This is a genomic window from Cellulosimicrobium cellulans (assembly GCF_007679345.1).
Lineage (GTDB): Bacteria > Actinomycetota > Actinomycetes > Actinomycetales > Cellulomonadaceae > Cellulomonas > Cellulomonas cellulans_A.
Genome location: NZ_VEGH01000004.1, coordinates 45,721 through 62,733, shown reverse-complemented (window position 1 = coordinate 62,733; position 17,013 = coordinate 45,721). Strand labels below are relative to the sequence as shown.

Here is a 17,013-nt window from a genome sequence, read left to right as displayed (position 1 = left end):
GTGCCCGGACGATGAGCCAGCGCGACACGGCCGACCGCTCCCCGCCCCCCGCCCGGTCCCCGGAGCGGGCAGGGGCTGTCGGCCGCGGAGCGCTCCGCCTCGTCGCCTCGATGCCGGACCGGCTGCCGATCGCGCTGTTCTGCCTCGCGCTCGCGGCGTCCGTCGCGGTCCTCGTCGAGGAGCTGCGCCCGGCCGTCGTGCTCCCGGCGGCTGCGCTCCTCGTGCTCGGCACCTGGCGGCTGGCCCCGGCGGCACCGGCCGGGACCGCGCGGGCGGCTGCGGCCACGCTCGTCGTGCTCGGCTCGGTCACGGCCTGGGTGCTGCTCAACGCCCCGTACGCGTCCGAGTTCCTCACGGTGACGCGCGACCCCGGCTTCCTCACGCTGGGCGGTGCGTGGCTGAGCGAGCACACCGGGCCGCGGATCGGCGTCCCCGACGAGGCACGCGCGCTCGCGGAGGCCTACGACGACGTGATCGCGACGCCGCTCGCGTACACGGGCCTCGAGGGCTCGCTCGTCGCGCAGGGCGCCAAGCTGCTGCCGGCGCTGCTCGGCGTCGCGGGGTGGACGGGCGGGCTCGACGGGGTCCTCGCGGGCAACCTGCTGATCGGCGCGGTCGGCCTGGTCGCGGTCTACGCGGTCGCCCGGCGCCTCGCCGGTCCGTGGTGGGGGCTCGTCGCCCCCGCCGCGCTCGGCCTCGCGATGCCGATGGTGGTGTTCTCCCGCGCGGCGTACACCGAGCCGCTGGCGCTCGCCCTGGTCTTCGGGGGTATCGCGGTCGCGCTCGGGGCGGTGGCCGGGCGTCGCGCGCTCCCCTACCTCCTCGCGGGAGCCATGGTCGGCGGGTCGTCGCTCGCTCGCATCGACGGTGCGGCGGTGGTCGTCGGCCTGGTGCTGGGCATCGGGCTCCCCGCGGCCGCGGCCGTCCTGCCGCGCCGACGGCGGGAGCTGTCCCGCGGCCTGGTGCTCGCCGTCGTGGGCGCCGGCACGATGGTCGCGCTCGGCTACCTGGACCTGCGGGTGCACAGTCCCGGCTACCTGCGGGCGCTCACGGGCGAGCTCCGGCTGCTGCTGCTCGCGCTGGGCGCGGCCGTGGTCGCGGCGGCCGTCCTCGTCGTCCAGCCGTGGGCCGCTCCGCGGCGCGCCCTGCTCCGCCACCGCCGCGGCGGCGCCTGGGTCCTGGCCTCGCTGACCGTGGCGGTGGGCGTCCTCCTGGCATCCCGACCCTGGTGGCAGACCGAGCACAACTTCGCCGAGGACAGCGGCTACGCGGTCACGGTCGCGGCGCTGCAGGAACGCGACGGGCTGCCCGTCGACGGGACGCGGACCTACGACGAGTGGTCGCTGCACTGGGTGGCCTGGTACCAGGGCTGGCCGTTCGTCGTCCTCGCGGTGCTCGGCCTGGCAGTCGCCGTGTGGTGCGCGGTCCGACGGCGGTCCGCCGGGTGGTGGCTGTTCGTCGGCACCGTCGCCGCCCCCTCGGTGCTGTACCTGTGGCGCATCAGCATCACGCCGGACCAGGTGTGGGCCATGCGCCGCCTCCTGCCGGTGACCCTCCCGGGTTTCGCCGTCGCGGTATCGGTGGCCCTGGCCGCGGCGTGGGGCGCACGCCGCTGGTGGACCCGGGCCGTGGCGGTCGTGCTCGCTGTCGCGGTGGTCGTGGCACCCGCACGCACCTGGGGACCGATGTCCACCGCGGTGGAGCAGGGTGGTCGTCTCGCCGAGGTCCGGGCGGTCTGCGAGGCGCTGCCCGCCCGGCACGTGGTGTACGTCCGTGCAGGCGGGCCGCCCTACCTCGCCACGCTCCTCTCGGTGTGCGGCGTGCACGCGGTCGAGCTGGCCAACCCGCCGAGCGCCGAGCGGTTGGCGCAGATCCGGCAGCGCTGGGGCGGTGAGGACCTCGCCGTGGTCGCGTTCGCGAGCGGGGCGCTCCCCTGGCCGGACGACGACGCACCGCGGCCTCTCGCCCGCTCCCGGATCACCTGGTGGCAGCTCGAGCTCAACCGGCTGCCGCACGCGGTGGTCACCGAGACCTCCACCGTCTGGGTGGCTGAGGTGCGCGAGGACGGCACCCTCGTCCCGGCTCGGGGCGCCTCCTGAACGGCCCGCAGGTCCCCCATCTGCACGAATCCTCCACGCGGTTCGCCCTGGTGGTCCGCCGCGCTCCGCACCGCGGCTCCTATGCTCCTCTGTCGTGACCTCCCGCCACGCCGCTCCTGCACGCCCCCGCGCCGTCCGCCACGGCCGGACCCGGCGCAGCCACGGCGTGCTGCGGGGCGCCGCCCTCGCCGTCGTCGCCGTGCTGTGCTTCGGCGCCTCGGGCGCGGCCGCGCTGTACGTCCAGCTCAACGGCAACATCAACACCATCGACGCGAGCGACCTCATCCAGGCGCTGCCGGAGCCGACGGCCACGGGCCCGGCCGACCCGGACGACCCGAACGCCGGCCGCGACGTCAACATCCTGCTGATGGGCTCCGACGAGCGCGACGGCGAGAACGAGGCCATCGGCGGCCACGTGGACGGCATGCGGTCCGACACCACGATCGTCGCGCACATCTCGGCCGACCGGACCCGGGTGGAGCTCATCTCGATCCCCCGCGACTCCCTGGTCGACATCCCGGCCTGCACCATGTCGAACGGCGGGACCACGTCCCCGCAGCGCAACGCGATGTTCAACTCCGCGTTCGCGATCGGCGCCGACAACGGCGGCGACATCGCCTCCGCGGCGGCGTGCACCGTCAACACGGTGCAGCAGAACACCGGCGTGCGCATCGACCACTTCGTCGTCGTGGACTTCGCGGGGTTCACGAAGATGGTGGACGCCATCGGCGGCGTGCCGATCTGCATCCCCAACGACATGAACGCGCCCAAGGCGGGGCTCTTCCTCAACGCGGGCCAGCAGACGCTCACCGGCACCCAGGCCCTGGCGTTCGCCCGCGCGCGCACCGGCCAGGGCGTCGGTGACGGCTCGGACACCAACCGCCTGGGCCGCCAGCAGGAGCTGCTCGCCGCGGTGGTGCGCGAGCTGCTGAGCAAGAACATGCTCACCGACATCACCCAGCTCATCCGGTTCCTCGACTCGGCGACGGAGTCGCTGTCGATCGACTCGGGCTTCAGCTCGATCTCCGACATGGCCGGGCTCGCCTACAGCCTGCGGGGCGCCTCGGCTGACAACATCTCCTTCATGACGATCCCGTTCGCGGCGGCGCCGAGCGACCCGAACCGGGTGGTGTGGACCTCCGAGGCCGACGCCATCTGGGCGAACGTCGCGGCCGACCAGCCGATGCTGTCCGGCACGGGCCAGGACCCGGCGGCGGGCGACGGCGGCGCGGCGACCGGCGGGACCGACGCCGGCACGGGCGCGGGCACCGGGACGGACCCCGGCGCGGGTGCCGGGACGCCGGCCGCGCCCACCGCCCCCGAGCCGGCCCAGACCCGCGAGGCGGGCAAGGAGGCGTTCTCCGCCGGCGACGTCACCGCGGTCTGCGGCTGACCGTGGCCCGCCCCGACGACCGCGACCGCGACGCCCGCAGGACGCCGCCCAGCTTCGCGCCTGGCAACGGCGCCCGCCGCCCCTCGGCCGACGGCGCCCAGCCCGTCGGGCCGGTACCCGAGCGCGACGCGCACCCGGTGCGGCCGACCCGCCCGCCAGTGGTTCCTGGGCGCACCTCCGCGCCGCGCGCCGGCCAGCAGCGCCCCACCGCGCCGCGCCCCGGCACCGGGCAGCCCGGGGCGGCGCCCGCCAGCTTCACCCCGGCCCCCGGCGACGACGCGGCCCGTCCGGTCCGGGTCTCGGGCCGCGGCGCCGACGCGACCGCGGCCGAGGGTCCGGTGCGCTCCTCGGCGCGCCGGGGCTCGAGCGCGGTGCCCGTCGGTGCGGATGCCGCCACGCCCGCCGCGGCGACGCCCGACGTCCGCCGGCCGCGCCAGACCGCACCGGTGGGTCCCGGGCGGTCCCGCCCCGCCTCCCCCGGCGGCCCGGCCCGCCCCGGTGGTCCCCTCGGCCCCGCGGGCCCGGACGGCGCCACCGCACCCGCCGCCGCGCCCCGCCGCCGGCGCCGCCGCGGCCGGGTGGTCGCCGCCGTCGTGGTCGTCGCCCTCGTGCTGCTGCTGGCCTGGCCGATCGGCCTGGTCCTGTGGGCGAACGGCAAGGTGCAGCACGTCGCGGCCCTCTCGGGCGCCGCGGACACCCCCGGCACGACCTACCTCCTCGCGGGGTCGGACTCGCGCGACGACGGGGCGATCGAGGACACCGAGACCGTCGGGGCGCGCACCGACACCATCCTGCTGCTCCAGGTGCCCGAGTCCGGGCCGGCCGCGCTCATCTCGCTCCCCCGCGACACCTACGTCGACATCCCGGGCCACGACGCGAACAAGCTCAACGCGGCGTTCTCCTGGGGCGGCGCCCCGCTCCTGGTGCAGACCGTCGAGGGCCTGACGGGGCTCACCGTCGACCACTACGTGGAGGTCGGGTTCGGCGGCGTCGAGGAGATCGTGGACGCGCTCGGCGGGGTCGAGCTCTGCCTCGACGGCAGCACCGGCATCGCCTTCCCCCTCAACGACAAGAACTCCGGCCTGATCTGGGACGCCCCCGGCTGCAAGACCGTCGACGGCGTCCAGGCGCTGGCGTACTCGCGCATGCGCTACTCCGACCCGTCCGGCGACATCGGCCGCGGGCTGCGCCAGCGCGCGCTGATCAGCGCGGTCGCGGCGAAGGCCGAGAACCCCGCGCTGCTGTTCCAGCCGGGCAAGCAGGTGTCGCTGATCGACTCCGGTACCGGTGCCCTCACGGCGAGCGACGGGACCGGCATCGTCGACCTGGGCCGGCTCGCGCTGGCGTTCCGCGCCGCCACCGGTCCCGGTGGCATCACCGGCACGCCGCCGATCAAGAGCCTGGACTACCGCCCCGGCGGCGCCGGCTCGACCGTGCTGCTCGACCCCGACCAGACGCCGGGCTTCTTCGCGGCGATCCGGGACGGCTCCCTGGAGCCGGGCGTGGTGGGCGGCGTCCCCGGCTCCTGACCGGACCGGAACCCGGCGCGTGCCAGGCCGCCGAGCCCGACGAGCACGGCGCGCACCCGCTCGCACCCGGCGGTGGTGGCGCGGCGCAGCCGCGGTCCGAACGGCTTCTCCACGAAGCGGTGCACCAGCCACGCCAGGAGCAGCGAGAACGCGGTCGCGGCGGCGAGCACGGCCCACACCGGCAGCCGGTCGTGCAGCAGGTGGATCACCCACAGGCCCCAGTACTCGTGCGTGAGGTAGAGCGGGTAGGTCAGCGCCCCCGCGGCCGTGAGGCCGGCCCACCGCCACCGCGCGAGCGGGGTGAGCGACACCAGCGCGACCAGGGCGACGCACGCCGGCAGCGCGACCGCGAGCAGCACGGCGCGCGGCTCGACCACCGAGTTCGCGCCCAGCGACGCCATCCGGGCCGGGACGAGCGCGGCCGTGGCCACGGCGGTGTTCGCCACGACCAGCAGCCACGGCACGACGGCGTGCCCGGTGCGGTGGATCACGTACAGCGCCATGCCCGCCGCGAACAGCGGGGCGTACGGCGCCACCAGCCACGTCACCGCGTCCGACCAGCCCAGGGTCCGGGCGAGCATCGCCGCGGCCGGCCACAGCGCCGCGAACCACAGCACCCGCCGCCGGGTGATCCCGACCGCGGCGAACAGCGCGATCAGCACGTAGAACCGCAGCTCCACCCAGAGCGTCCAGTAGACGCCGTCCACGTGCCCGACGTCGACCAGCGCCTGGAGCAGCGTGAGGTTCACCAGCACCTGCCCGCCGGTGATCTCCTTGCCCTGCCACACGAACAGCAGCAGCGCGCCGGTCAGCAGCACGCCGGTCCAGTAGGCCGGGTACAGCCGGGCCACCCGCGACCCCACGATGTCGGGCAGCGAGCGGCCCCACGCCGTCATCAGGATGACGAACCCGCTGATCACGAAGAACAGCTCCGGCCCCAGCGAGGTGTATGTCGCCCAGCTCGCGACCGCGGGCGCGACGTCGGCCAGGTCGCGCCCCCAGGCGTCGGTCTGCCGGGCGGTGAAGTGGTACGCGAGCACGCCGAGGGCGGCCAGGAAGCGCAGGGCGTCGAGCGCGGCGAGGCGCGGCGCGCGGGCGGCCGTGGCGGGGGTGCGGCCCGGCGCCGGGGCGGCGTCGGGTCGGGCGGTGCGGGGCGGCGCGGTGGTCGTCACCGTCTCGACGGTAGGTGTCGGACCGGCGCTCCGCCCGTCGAGCGGCCCCTCCCCCAGAGCCTCTCGACGAGACCTTCACGCCGCGCTCGGGGCGCCCTCGCGATCCTCCGGAGGAGGTGGGCCCGCCGAGTCTCCGTCGCGCGCCTGTCCGCGGCCTCGACACGTCAGGCGAGAGGTGGAGACTCGGCGGGACGGGGCGGGGCGCGGGGCGGGGCGGGGCGGGGCGGGGCGTCAGCCGCCGAAGCCGACGGCGGGGCGGCGGCCGTCGCCGTGCAGGGAGCGCAGCCGCTCGCCCTTGGCGTCCGCCTGGGCGCGCAGGTCGTCCTGGAACGCCAGCATCGCCGCCGCGACCCGGCGGGCCGTGTCGTCCGTGCCCGCCCCGAGGATGCGCGCCGCGAGCAGCCCGGCGTTGCGGGCGCCGCCGATCGACACCGTCGCGACCGGCACGCCGGCCGGCATCTGCACGATCGACAGCAGCGAGTCCATCCCGTCGAGCCGGGACAGCGGCACCGGCACGCCGATCACCGGCAGCGGCGTCACGGCCGCGAGCATGCCGGGCAGGTGGGCCGCGCCCCCCGCACCCGCGACGATCGCCCGCAGCCCGCGCCCGGCGGCGTCCCGGCCGTAGGCGACCATCTTGTCCGGCTGGCGGTGGGCGGAGACGACGTCGACCTCCACGGGGACGTCGAACTCGGCCAGCGCCTCGGCGGCGGCCTCCATGACGGGCCAGTCCGAGTCCGAGCCCATGACGATGCCGACGAGCGGGGTGGCCATGCGGTGCCTCCGGGGGTGGGGTGCGGTCGTGGTCGGGGGGCGGGAGGGGCCGAGGTCAGGCGGGCGGCGTCGGGCCGGCGGGGTCAGGCCGGCGCGTCGCCGCGCAGGACGGCGGCGGCGGCGACGGCGCGCCGGCGGACGTCCGCCAGGTCGTCCCCGGACACGGTCACGTGCCCGAGCTTGCGGCCGGGGCGGACACCCTTGCCGTACAGGTGCACCTTGGCGCCGGGGTCGAGCGCGGCGACCTCGGCCAGCCCGTCGGTCAGCGCGGCGCGGGTCGAGCCCAGCACGTTCGCCATCACGGTCCACGGCGCGCGGGCCCCGGTCGCGCCGAGGGGCAGGTCGAGCACGGCGCGCAGGTGCTGCTCGAACTGGCTGGTCACGGAGCCGTCGATCGTCCAGTGCCCGGAGTTGTGCGGGCGCATCGCGAGCTCGTTCACCAGCACCCGCGGCGCCCCGCCCTCGGGGTCGGCGACCTCGAACAGCTCGACCGCCAGGACCCCGGTGACGCCGAGCCCCTCGGCGACCTCGCGGGCGATCCGCTCGGCGGTCGCGGCGGTGCGCGGGTCCAGGTCCGGGGCCGGCGCCACGACCTCGGCGCACACGCCGTCGCGCTGCACCGACTCCACGACCGGCCAGGTGCGGACCTCGCCGGACGGCGTGCGGGCCACCAGGGCGGCCAGCTCGCGGGTGAACGGCACCCGCTCCTCGGCCAGCAGCGGGGCACCGGTGCCCTCGGCGGCCGCGGCGAGCCAGTCGGCGGCCTCGGCGGCGGACCGCACGACCCGCACACCCTTGCCGTCGTAGCCGCCGCGCGCGGTCTTGACCACCGCGGTGCCGTCCCCGGCGGCGAGGAACGCCGCGAGGTCGTCGGCCGAGTCGAGCGGCGCCCACCGCGGGCACGGCACGCCGAGCGCGGTCAGCCGGGTGCGCATCACGATCTTGTCCTGCGCGTGCACCAGGGCGTCCGGTCCGGGCCGCACCGCGACGCCGCGGTCCACCAGCTCGGTGAGCAGGCCGTTCGGCACGTGCTCGTGCTCGAAGGTGAGCGCGTCCGCGCCGAGCACCAGCGCCTCGACGGCCACCGGGTCCGCCGCCGCGCCCACCGGCGCGTCGACCACCACCTGCGCCGCCGACGACACCGCGTCCTCGACCAGCACCCGCAGGTGCACGCCGAGCGCCGTCGCCGCGGGCGCCATCATGCGGGCGAGCTGCCCACCACCGACCACTGCCACCACGGGTGCTGCCACGAGCCGTGAGCCTAACCGACCACCCCCCCGCCGGCGGCCCGCCGTACCACGGCGGGACCGAGGTCGCACCGGCGACCGGCGGGCCTTCGATATAGTCACCCCGGACAACTGGGCACACGTGAGGAACGGCATGACGCAGGCGGTACGGGGGCAGACCGCGCAGGGAGTCGTGATCATCGGGAACGGCGGCCACGCGCGCTCCTGCGTCGACGCCTGGCCGACGGCCTCGCCGTTGCAGCCGGTGGGCTGCACCGGGCACGACCCCGGCGAGCACGGCGAGATCCCCTACCTCGGGGGCGACGACGTCCTCCGCGACCTCGTCGACGCCGGCCTCCGCCACGCCTTCGTCGCGATCGGCTCGCCCGGCCTGCGCGCCCGTCTCGCCCGCGGCGCCGTCGACCTGGGCCTCGACCTCGTCCCGCTCGTCGCCGACTCCGCCCAGGTCGCGCGCACGGCCCAGGTGGGTGCCGGCGCCGCCCTGCTCCGCGGCGCCGTCCTCGGCGCCTACGCCCGGTTGGGCGAGGGCGCCATCGTCAACACCGGCGCCACCGTCGATCACGACTGCACGATCGGGGACTACGCCCACGTGGCCCCCGGCGCCCACCTCGCCGGCACCGTCACCATCGGCGCGCACGCGCTCGTGGGCGTCGGCGCCAGCATCCGCCCCGGCATCACCGTCGGTGACGGAGCCGTCGTCGGCGCCGGTGCCGTCGTCGTCCGCGACGTCCCCGCCGGCGCCACCGTCGTCGGCAACCCCGCCCGACCCCTCCCCCAGAAGGCCATCGCATGATCCACGCCGCCGCCCCCGACCTGTCGGGCAACGAGAAGACCTACGTCGCCGAGTGCCTCGACTCGACGTGGATCTCGTCCGCCGGGAAGTTCATCGACGAGTTCGAGCTGCGGTTCGCCGAGCTGTGCGGGGCCAAGCACGCCATCGCCACCAACAACGGCACGACCGCGCTGCACCTCGCGCTCGCGGCACTGGGCATCGGGCCCGGCGACGAGGTGATCGTGCCCGTCCTGACCTACATCGCCTCGGCCAACGCCGTGCGGTACTGCGGCGCCGAGCCCGTGTTCGTGGACGTCGACGACACGATGAACCTCGATCCCGCTCTCCTCGAGGCCGCGATCACCCCGCGCACCCGCGCGATCATGCCCGTGGATCTGTACGGCAACCCCGCGGACCTCCCGGCGGTGCGCGCCGTCGCCGAGCGGCACGGCCTCCTGGTCGTGCAGGACGCCGCGGAGGCGCACGGCGCCGAGGTCGGCGGCCGCCGGGTCGGCTCGATGGCCGACGCCACGTCGTTCAGCTTCTTCGGCAACAAGATCGTCACCACCGGCGAGGGCGGCGCGGTCACCACCGACGACGACGCGCTCGCCGCCCGCCTGCGGCTGCTCCGCGGCCAGGGCATGGACCCGCAGCGTCGCTACTGGTTCCCCGAGGTCGGGTTCAACTACCGGATGACGAACGTGGCCGCCGCGATCGGCGTCGCCCAGCTCGAGCGGTTCGACGACATGATCGCGACCCGCGACCGGCTGGCGGCACGCTACGACGAGCTCCTCGGCGGCCTCGCCGACGTGACGCTCCCGACGCAGCGCCCCGGGACGCGCCGGGTCAACTGGATGTACACGATCACCTGCGACGACCTCTCGCTCGAGCAGCGCGACGCCGTGATCCGCGGGCTCGCCGAGGACGGCATCGAGACGCGTCCGGTGTTCCACCCGCTGCACCACCTGCCGCCCTACGAGCAGGAGCACGGTCGGTACCCGGTCGCGGAGCGGCTCGGGGCGACGGGCATCTCGCTGCCGACGCACGTCGGGCTCAGCGACGCCGACCTGGTGCGGGTGGCCGCGTGCCTCGGGGAGCGGCTCGCCGAGGTGCGACCGGCGTGACGGGCCCGGCGCCCCGGTGGTGGGCGCCGTCGCGTGCGCCGGCGCACCTGCGCGGGGTCGGCACCGGGACGTGGGTCGTGACCCTGGCCGGAGCTGCCCTCTGGGTCGGGCTCCTGCAGCTGCACGGGTTCTGGTTCGGGCGGAGCCAGCCGGCCCTCATGACGTTGCAGGGTGCCGGGGTGATCCAGTGCATGCACGACATGGGGCTGTCCAGCCTGTGGTCGACGTGCAGCTCGCTCGGCGTCCCCGTCGGCCTCCCGCTCCTCACCGGGCTGCCCCAGATCGGCCTCGGCTGGCTCGTGAGCTACGTCCCCGGGGTGGTGGACGCGTGGGCCGCGCACCAGGTCTCGCACGCGCTCGTGCTCGCGGGTTCGCTCGCGTCGACGTACGGGCTGATGCGTCGGTGGGCCGCGCCCCGGTGGGTGGCCCTGCTCACCGGAGCCTCGTACCTCGCCTCGCCGAGCGTGCTCGCGATGAACGGGTTCGCCTACACGTACGACGGGTTCGTGCTCCTGCCGACCTACCTGCTGGGGGCGCTCGTGGTCATCGACCTGGTGCACCGCGGCCGGTGGGTTCGGGGCGTCTGCCTGGCGCTGCCCCTGGCCCTCGTGGCGGCGTTCACCGACGGCTACTCCCTGTTCGCCGCGACGCTGATGATCGGCGCGGTGACGATCGCGCGGAGCACGGACCGGGCCGTCCCCCCGTTCCGGCGACTCGGTGCCGTCGGGGTGCTCGGGGCATCTCTGGCCATCGCGGTCGGAGCGTACGTCGCGTACACGCCCTCGACCGTCACCGAGATCCCGGTCGGCATGGGCGGGTTCCGCTACCTGGGGCTCGACGTGGCCACCTTGGTCCTGCCCCAGCCGATGACGTGGTGGGCAGCCCTCGCCGGTGCCGAATCGCTCGCCGGTCGGCTCTGGGGCGACGGGTCGAACGTCATCGCGAACTACGTCGGCGTGCTCACCCCGGCCCTCGCCGTCACGTACCTGACGCTGCGGCGCCGCCGCCCGGGCGGCGAGCGCCGGGTGGTGCTGGCCCTCGGGATCGCCGCCGCCGTCGCCCTCGTCCTCGCGCTCGGGCCCGCCCTGAAGGTGTACTCGCTCGCCCAACCGGTGGAGCCCGGGTGGGACGTCCCGACGTCGATGACGACGGTCGGCCTGCCGACCACCTGGGTGTACGAGCACGTGCCCGGGTTCGAGGCGATGCGCGCGACGTACCGCTGGTTCCTGCTGACGCGGTTCGTCCTCGTCGTGCTGGCGGGGCTCGGGCTGTCGGCCATCTGGGCTCGTGCCCGCGAGAGCAGCCGGCCCGCGGTCCTGCGGTCGGTGGCGCTGGGCGCCGCCGCCCTGCTCGTGGTCGAGACGGCACCCAACATCCCCGACGCGCTCGAGACGACCGACCGGTACGACGCGCACGTCCGCGCGCTCCGCGAGGGGGTGATCGCGGACGGGATCGAGCTGGTCCGGCCCGGGGAGCGGGTCCTCATGCTGCCCACCGTCAACGACTTCCTCGCCCCGGGGCTCATTCCGTTCACCGGCGCGTCGGCGTTCAACGCGGCGCCCGACAAGAACTACCTCTACGCGATGCCCTCCTGGCCGGATCCGGTGCTCGAGGCGCGCGAGGCGTGGTACTCCAACGAGCTCCGCGCCGACGCCGTGTGCCGCGTGCTCGAGCGCGACGCCGACGCCGTGCTGCTCCCCGTCGTCGACCCGATGTACGACGTCATGGCATGGCCGCCGGTCGAGGCGCGCACCGCGAACTACCGCTGGATCGCGGACCAGCTCGCCGCAGACCCGCGCTTCGTGGCCGAGCGGCGCCACTGGCTCACCGTGCTGCGCCCGAGCGGCAGCCCCTGCTGACAGCGCGCACCCGGGTCAGGCGGGCGGACCCGCCGTGGCCCCCCGCGGTGGCGGCCACACGGCGGGGACCGCCCCGAACAGCTCCACCACCCGGTCGGCGGCGCGACCGACGAACTCGTCGGACAGGTCCAGCCCGGTGTCCGCGAGCGCCTCGCCCAGCGCGTCGAGCAGTCCGGTCCGCGGGCCGGCGCCGGACGTCGCCGCGAGCACCTCGAGGAGCCGCGCCGCATACACCCGGGGGTGGTGCCGGTGCTCGACGTACGCGCGCGCCGCCGCACCCACAGCGGGCAGGTCGGAGTCCAGCAGCGCGACCGTCGCGTCGGCGACGTCGCGGGCCGCCAGCGGCTTCGGGACGTGCCGGACGAAGGTCCCCTGGACCTCGGCGTAGCTGCCGTCGCTCACGGTCACCACCGGGAGCCCGGAGGCGAGGCTCTCGAGCAGCGAGTACGACGCGCCCTCCAAGCACGGCTCGCGCAGCGCGATCGCCACGTCGGCGTGCTGGCGGAGCGCCGCGAGCGTCTCGTCCGACGGGTCGTTGAACACGGTTGCGGCGCCCTCCACGCCGTGGCGGCGCAGCAGAGCGCGGACGTCCGCGACCGTCAGGCCGGCGGGACGGCCGGCGACCACGAGGTGCGCCGCCCGGCGGCGCGCCACGTCCGCGAACGCCTCGACCACCACGTCGATGCGCTTGTTGCCGTGGAAGAGCCCGGCCTGGAGGACGAGCGGCACGTCCGTCGGCAGCCCGAGCTGCTCGCGCGTCGTCTCGGGGGCGGCCGTCTCGAGCACCGGCAGCCCGAGCTCGACGACGTCCGGGAGCACGACGCCCTCGGTGGCGCGGCGCGCGAACTGGGAGTGCACGACCACCACGCTCGCGCCCAGGGCGGCGGTCGAGATCATCGGGAAGACCGGGCCCAGCTCGACCGACCACGGCGGGAGCTCCGGCGAGCCCGCCAGCACGCGTTCCGCGAGCCGCGCCGCGTCCTCGCCGTACCAGCGGCCGAGCTCGTGCGGGTACGCGGACAGCTCCAGCAGCTGCTCGTGGAACAGGCTGGTCATGACGACGTCGTGCATGACCACGAGACCGGGGACCTCCAGCGAGGCCTGCCACAGCGCGAGATGGTTCGGCGCGTGGTTGCCGAGGTGGTAGACGACGTGGTCGTAGCCGCGCAGCGCCTCGAGGTCGACCGCCTCGAGCGGCCGGGCCGTGCCGGACCACACCCGGCCGCCGACGCCGCGCGGGTGCCAGACGTCCACGGTGACACCCGCGAGGAGGGAGAGCTCCTCGACCACGATCTGGCTCACGCGGCCGATCGCGCTCTGCGGGCTGAACGGTGTGCACCACGCGATCCTCATCGCAGCAGCTCCTTGATCACGTGCTCCCACGAGAGGTTGAGCTCGGCGACCGCGCCGAGGGCAGCCCGCCCCATCGCCTCGGCCCGTGGCCGGTCCTCCGCCAAGCCGTCGAACGCGCCGGCGACCTGCTCCGGCGTCGGCTCGACCACCAGGCCGGTCTCGCCGTCCCGCACGAGGTTGAGGATGCCGCCGGAGTCGGTCACCGTCACGACCGGCTTGCTCGCCGTCATGGCCTCGGCGGTCACGTAGCCGAACGAGTCCTCGTCGATCGGGAAGTACGCCACCGCGAGAGCGCCCGCCAGCAGCTCGCGCTTCTCGGCGGTCTCCAGGAACCGCAGGCGGAGCTCGACCCGGTCCTCGAGCCCGTGCCGCGAGACCGCGGCACGCAGGGCGTCGGCGGTCTCCTCGCTCTCGGGCTGCCCCGCGACGACGAGCCGCACGTCCGACCGGGTGCGTGCCATCGCCTCCACCGCGAGGAGCGGGCGCTTGCCCGTCGCGACGCGACCCAGGCACAGCACGTAGTCCCCGGCCGGGCCGCCGACGATCTGTCCCTCGTCGGGCAGCGGCGGGTGCAGCACGGTCGCGGCGACGCCGTTGAACCGGGACAGCCGGTCGCGGGTCACGGTGTCGTTGGTGAACACCCGCCGCGCGCGGCGCAGCGCCGTCGTGTCCGCGTGCTCGATGGCGCGTCGCAGCCCCTGCCACCGCGGGTCGGCCACGTCCGGGCCCCACGGCGTGCCCCACAGGTCGTACACCTGCCGGAACTGGTGCAGCAACCAGACGGTGACCGCCGGGTGCGGGATGAGGTACGCGGGGAACTTGAGCGCGATCACCCGGTCGACGTCCCGGAGGTCGACGGTCCGCGCGTAGAGCATCACGTCCGCGACCTCGGCGGGGTCCTCCCACCGCAGCGGGATGCGCAGCTGCTCGGCCTGGTGACCCCGGGCGTTCAGCTCCCGGACCAGGGCATCGGCGAGGAGCTCGGCCCCTCCGCGGATGAACGGCACGCCGTTCGTGGCGACGAGGACCCTCATGCCAGCAGCCTCTCGACGACGTGGTCCCACGAGATCTGCAGCTCGTCGACCCGGCCGGCCTGCGCGGCCCCGAGCCGCCCGGCGAGCGCGCGGTCGGACCACAGACGGTCGAACGCCTGCGCGAGCGCCGCCGGCTCCGGGTCCACGACGAGCCCGTTCCGCTCGTGCTCGACCAGCTCGACCACTCCCCCGCTGTCGGTCGTCGTCACGACCGGACGGCCCATGACGGCCGCCTCGAGCGACGGATAGCCGTAGGAGTCCTCGTCGACGGGGAAGTACGCGGTCGCGAGGGACGAGGCGACGGCTGCGCGCTTGTCCTGCTCGGACACCCAGCCGCCGCTGACCGTCACCCGGTCCTGGAGCCCGTTGGCCTCGACGACCTCGCGGATCCGCCGCGCGTACGCCGAGCGCTCGTCGTCGAAGGCGCCGACGATCGCGAGTCGCACCGGCGTCGTGGTGAGGGCGAGCGCCTCCACGGCGAGCAGCTGGCGCTTGTGGTCGATCACGCGCGAGACGTAGACGATCTCGTCGCCGGCGACCGCCGGGGCGTAGCCCCCCGCCGGATCGAGCGGGGGGTAGAGGACCTCGGCGTCGACCCGGTTGTACTGCTGCAGCCGCCGGCGCATGACCTCGGAGTTGCAGAACACGTTCGCCTCGGCGAGGGCCGCGTCGTCCGACGCGAACATCATGCGGCGGAACTCGCGCCCGTCCGCGTCGTCGGGGACGTCGCGCGCCGAGTCCCACAGGTCGTAGGACGGCCGGTGGTGGTGCACGAACCAGACGCTCTTGTGCGGGTGCCGCAGCAGGTGGCTCGGCGTGCGCACCGCGACCAGGCGGTCGCACCGGTCGGTGAAGTCCAGCGACCGGAGACCGAAAAGCTGCGCCGGCATCGTCGCGGGGTCCGTGGTGAAGGGAAAGCGGAACACCTCGACCTCGTGGCCCCGTTCGGCGACGGCGGCGGCGAGCCAGTCCACGATCAGGCTGGCACCCCCCTGGACGAACGGCACGGAGGAGGTGGCGACGACGACCTTCATGCGCCGGCGTTCTCCGCCGCGCGCACGAGGCGCACCGTCGCCCGCCCACGCGCGTCGGCACCGGCACCGAGCACCTCGTGGCGCCACCCGAGACGGAACGCCTCGGCGAGGAAGTCGGCCGTCGACGAGCCCGCCCGCCGGAGCTGCTCGTCGTCGAGCTCGGCCAGCACGACCACCTGCGGGTTCTCGTCCACGACGCGGTCCATCCCGCGCAGCGCGGCCGTCTCGGCGCCGACGGCGTCGAGCTTGACGACGTCCACGCGCGCGCCCTCGGGGATCGCACGGTCGAGCGTGGTGACCTCGACCTCGACCAGCCCGTCGTGGTCGTCGCCGGGGTAGAGCGTGTTGCGGCCCGAGTCGTCGTCGTGCACCGCGAGCGGGGCCGTCCCGACCCGGTCGAGGACGGCCGCCTCGACGACGCGCACGGCGCCTCCGCCCAGCCCGTTCAGCTCCACGTTCTGCCGCAGCACGCCGGCGGACGCAGGAGCGGGCTCGAACGCCACGACCGACCCCGACGGACCGACGCGCCGCGCCATCTCCACGGTGTACAGACCGATGCTCGCCCCGACGTCGACGAAGGCGCACCCCGGCCCGACGTGCGCGCGCACGAGCTCGGCGACCTCCGGCTCGGGGTGCCCGCGGTGGGCCAGCTGAGCCGCGAGCCGCCACTCACCGGCGGGCACGCCGAGCAGCAGCTCGCCGACGGCGATGACGCGGACGTCGGGCCGCGACTCCAACCGGCGGAGCCGTCGCTCGAGGTCGCCCACCTCGGCAGCGGGCTCGCGAGCGGGGGCACCGGCGCCCGCCGGGCGAGCGGACGCCGGCGTGACCCGTGCCGGGCGCGCCGGGGCGACGACGCGGGTCACCGCGCTCCCGCCGCGCGACGCGAGCTGCAGCACGGTGTAGTCCAGCGCGCGCCGTGCGGCGCGGTTCCGGCGCCAGCGCGCGAGCGGGTGCCGGCCCGGCAGGTGCGCGTCCAGCACCGCGTGCGGGGCCTCGCGTCGCGACACCCGGATCACCGCCTGCTCGACGTCGGAGGGGCCGGCGCCGGGCACCCACCGCAGGAGCTCGGCCGCGAGCACCAGCTGCCACGGGGCGGGCCGAGCGGGGTCCAGGTCGAGCGCCACGACCTCCAGCGGCACGCCCCGCCGCTCGCGCTCGATGCGGTCCTGCCGGCCCTCCTCGACCTCCGCGCCCCGCACGGCGAGCTCGAGCCCGATCATGCGGAGCTCCGCGACGGAGGGCTCGTGCTCGGCACCGCGGCGTGCCTGCGCCTCGTCGGACCCCAGCACGGCGTCACGCACCATCTCCTCCGAAGCGCCCGCACGGAGGACCGCGACGTTGTCGCGGAACCCCTGGGGGTCGGGGCGACGACCCAGCGCGACCTCGTACAGGCCCAGCACGAAGAGCATCCCCGGGTCGAGCACGGCGGAGACGTCCGCGAGGACGTCCGGCTGGGCGGTTCCCGGCGCTGACGGCCCGTCGCCCCGGTTCCACGCCCGCGCCCGCAGATGGGTCCTGACGGCCTCGGCGTTCAGCGGCACAGCACGTATCCCTTCCGTCACGTACGCGTCGCCTGCCCCGACGACCGCGGCGCACGTCCCCGGAAGCCTACCGACATTT

General features: G+C 75.6%; 12 protein-coding genes and 1 pseudogene. 6 read left to right on the top strand and 7 right to left on the bottom strand.

Features of this window, described 5'->3' with window-relative positions; translation table 11 throughout:
• Positions 1–11 precede the first annotated feature (11 nt).
• The 3 genes from FS882_RS06730 to FS882_RS06720 all read left to right on the top strand — a co-directional run bounded on the left by FS882_RS06730 (position 12) and on the right by FS882_RS06720 (position 5,021).
• A complete protein-coding gene (locus FS882_RS06730) occupies positions 12–2,099 on the top strand; it encodes a hypothetical protein (protein WP_158372218.1) in 2,088 nt (695 codons plus the stop codon).
• Between the two features lie 94 nt (positions 2,100–2,193).
• A complete protein-coding gene (locus FS882_RS06725; RefSeq protein ID WP_158372216.1) occupies positions 2,194–3,492 on the top strand; it encodes an LCP family protein in 1,299 nt (432 codons plus the stop codon).
• 158 nt (positions 3,493–3,650) lie between these two features.
• Positions 3,651–5,021: an LCP family protein gene (locus FS882_RS06720; protein WP_262348123.1), complete on the top strand. Its 1,371-nt coding sequence runs from the start codon at positions 3,651–3,653 to the stop codon at positions 5,019–5,021.
• A 131-nt stretch (positions 5,022–5,152) separates the two neighbouring features.
• Here the strand turns inward: FS882_RS06720 and FS882_RS21585 are convergent.
• The 3 genes and pseudogenes from FS882_RS21585 to FS882_RS06705 all read right to left on the bottom strand — a co-directional run.
• A pseudogene (locus FS882_RS21585) lies at positions 5,153–6,193 on the bottom strand (acyltransferase family protein); the annotation flags it as partial.
• 231 nt (positions 6,194–6,424) lie between these two features.
• On the bottom strand, positions 6,425–6,967 hold the full coding sequence (purE, locus tag FS882_RS06710) for a 5-(carboxyamino)imidazole ribonucleotide mutase (protein ID WP_158372212.1): 543 nt from the start codon (positions 6,965–6,967) through the stop codon (positions 6,425–6,427).
• Between the two features lie 83 nt (positions 6,968–7,050).
• Positions 7,051–8,217, bottom strand: a complete 1,167-nt coding sequence (locus tag FS882_RS06705) for a 5-(carboxyamino)imidazole ribonucleotide synthase (protein WP_262348122.1) — start codon at positions 8,215–8,217, stop codon at positions 7,051–7,053.
• 130 nt (positions 8,218–8,347) lie between these two features.
• On the opposite strand from FS882_RS06705, the gene FS882_RS06700 reads away from it, so the two are divergent.
• From FS882_RS06700 to FS882_RS06690, 3 genes are read left to right on the top strand one after another with little or no spacing between them, the layout of a single operon-like run.
• Entirely contained in the window at positions 8,348–9,007 is a 660-nt protein-coding gene (locus FS882_RS06700; protein WP_187365172.1) for a NeuD/PglB/VioB family sugar acetyltransferase, read from the top strand.
• Positions 9,004–10,110, top strand: coding sequence for a DegT/DnrJ/EryC1/StrS family aminotransferase (locus tag FS882_RS06695; protein ID WP_158372206.1), 1,107 nt, complete (start codon positions 9,004–9,006; stop codon positions 10,108–10,110). The genes FS882_RS06700 and FS882_RS06695 overlap by 4 nt, the downstream gene beginning before the upstream one ends.
• Entirely contained in the window at positions 10,107–11,969 is a 1,863-nt protein-coding gene (locus FS882_RS06690) for a hypothetical protein (RefSeq protein ID WP_158372204.1), read from the top strand. The genes FS882_RS06695 and FS882_RS06690 overlap by 4 nt, the downstream gene beginning before the upstream one ends.
• Positions 11,970–11,984: 15 nt before the next feature.
• Here FS882_RS06690 and FS882_RS06685 read toward each other — a convergent pair whose 3' ends face one another.
• From FS882_RS06685 to FS882_RS06670, 4 genes are read right to left on the bottom strand one after another with little or no spacing between them, the layout of a single operon-like run.
• Positions 11,985–13,322 (bottom strand): glycosyltransferase family 4 protein, encoded by a 1,338-nt coding sequence (locus FS882_RS06685; protein ID WP_158372202.1) that lies wholly within the window; start codon positions 13,320–13,322, stop codon positions 11,985–11,987.
• Entirely contained in the window at positions 13,319–14,356 is a 1,038-nt protein-coding gene (locus tag FS882_RS06680; protein ID WP_158372200.1) for a glycosyltransferase family 4 protein, read from the bottom strand. Before FS882_RS06680 ends, FS882_RS06685 begins: the two co-directional genes overlap by 4 nt.
• A complete protein-coding gene (locus FS882_RS06675; protein ID WP_158372198.1) occupies positions 14,353–15,390 on the bottom strand; it encodes a glycosyltransferase family 4 protein in 1,038 nt (345 codons plus the stop codon). Before FS882_RS06675 ends, FS882_RS06680 begins: the two co-directional genes overlap by 4 nt.
• The gene (locus FS882_RS06670; protein WP_262348120.1) at positions 15,387–16,934 is read right to left on the bottom strand and encodes an FkbM family methyltransferase; all 1,548 of its coding nucleotides are present in this window, start codon (positions 16,932–16,934) and stop codon (positions 15,387–15,389) included. Before FS882_RS06670 ends, FS882_RS06675 begins: the two co-directional genes overlap by 4 nt.
• Between the last annotated feature and the right edge of the window lie 79 nt (positions 16,935–17,013).

Coding starts and splice junctions, on each gene's coding strand:
- FS882_RS06730 (WP_158372218.1), top strand. CDS start 12: ATGAGCCAGCGCGACACGGCCGACCGCTCCCCGCCCCCCGCCCGGTCC.
- purE (WP_158372212.1), bottom strand. CDS start 6,967: ATGGCCACCCCGCTCGTCGGCATCGTCATGGGCTCGGACTCGGACTGG.
- FS882_RS06700 (WP_187365172.1), top strand. CDS start 8,348: ATGACGCAGGCGGTACGGGGGCAGACCGCGCAGGGAGTCGTGATCATC.
- FS882_RS06695 (WP_158372206.1), top strand. CDS start 9,004: ATGATCCACGCCGCCGCCCCCGACCTGTCGGGCAACGAGAAGACCTAC.
- FS882_RS06685 (WP_158372202.1), bottom strand. CDS start 13,322: ATGAGGATCGCGTGGTGCACACCGTTCAGCCCGCAGAGCGCGATCGGC.
- FS882_RS06680 (WP_158372200.1), bottom strand. CDS start 14,356: ATGAGGGTCCTCGTCGCCACGAACGGCGTGCCGTTCATCCGCGGAGGG.
- FS882_RS06675 (WP_158372198.1), bottom strand. CDS start 15,390: ATGAAGGTCGTCGTCGCCACCTCCTCCGTGCCGTTCGTCCAGGGGGGT.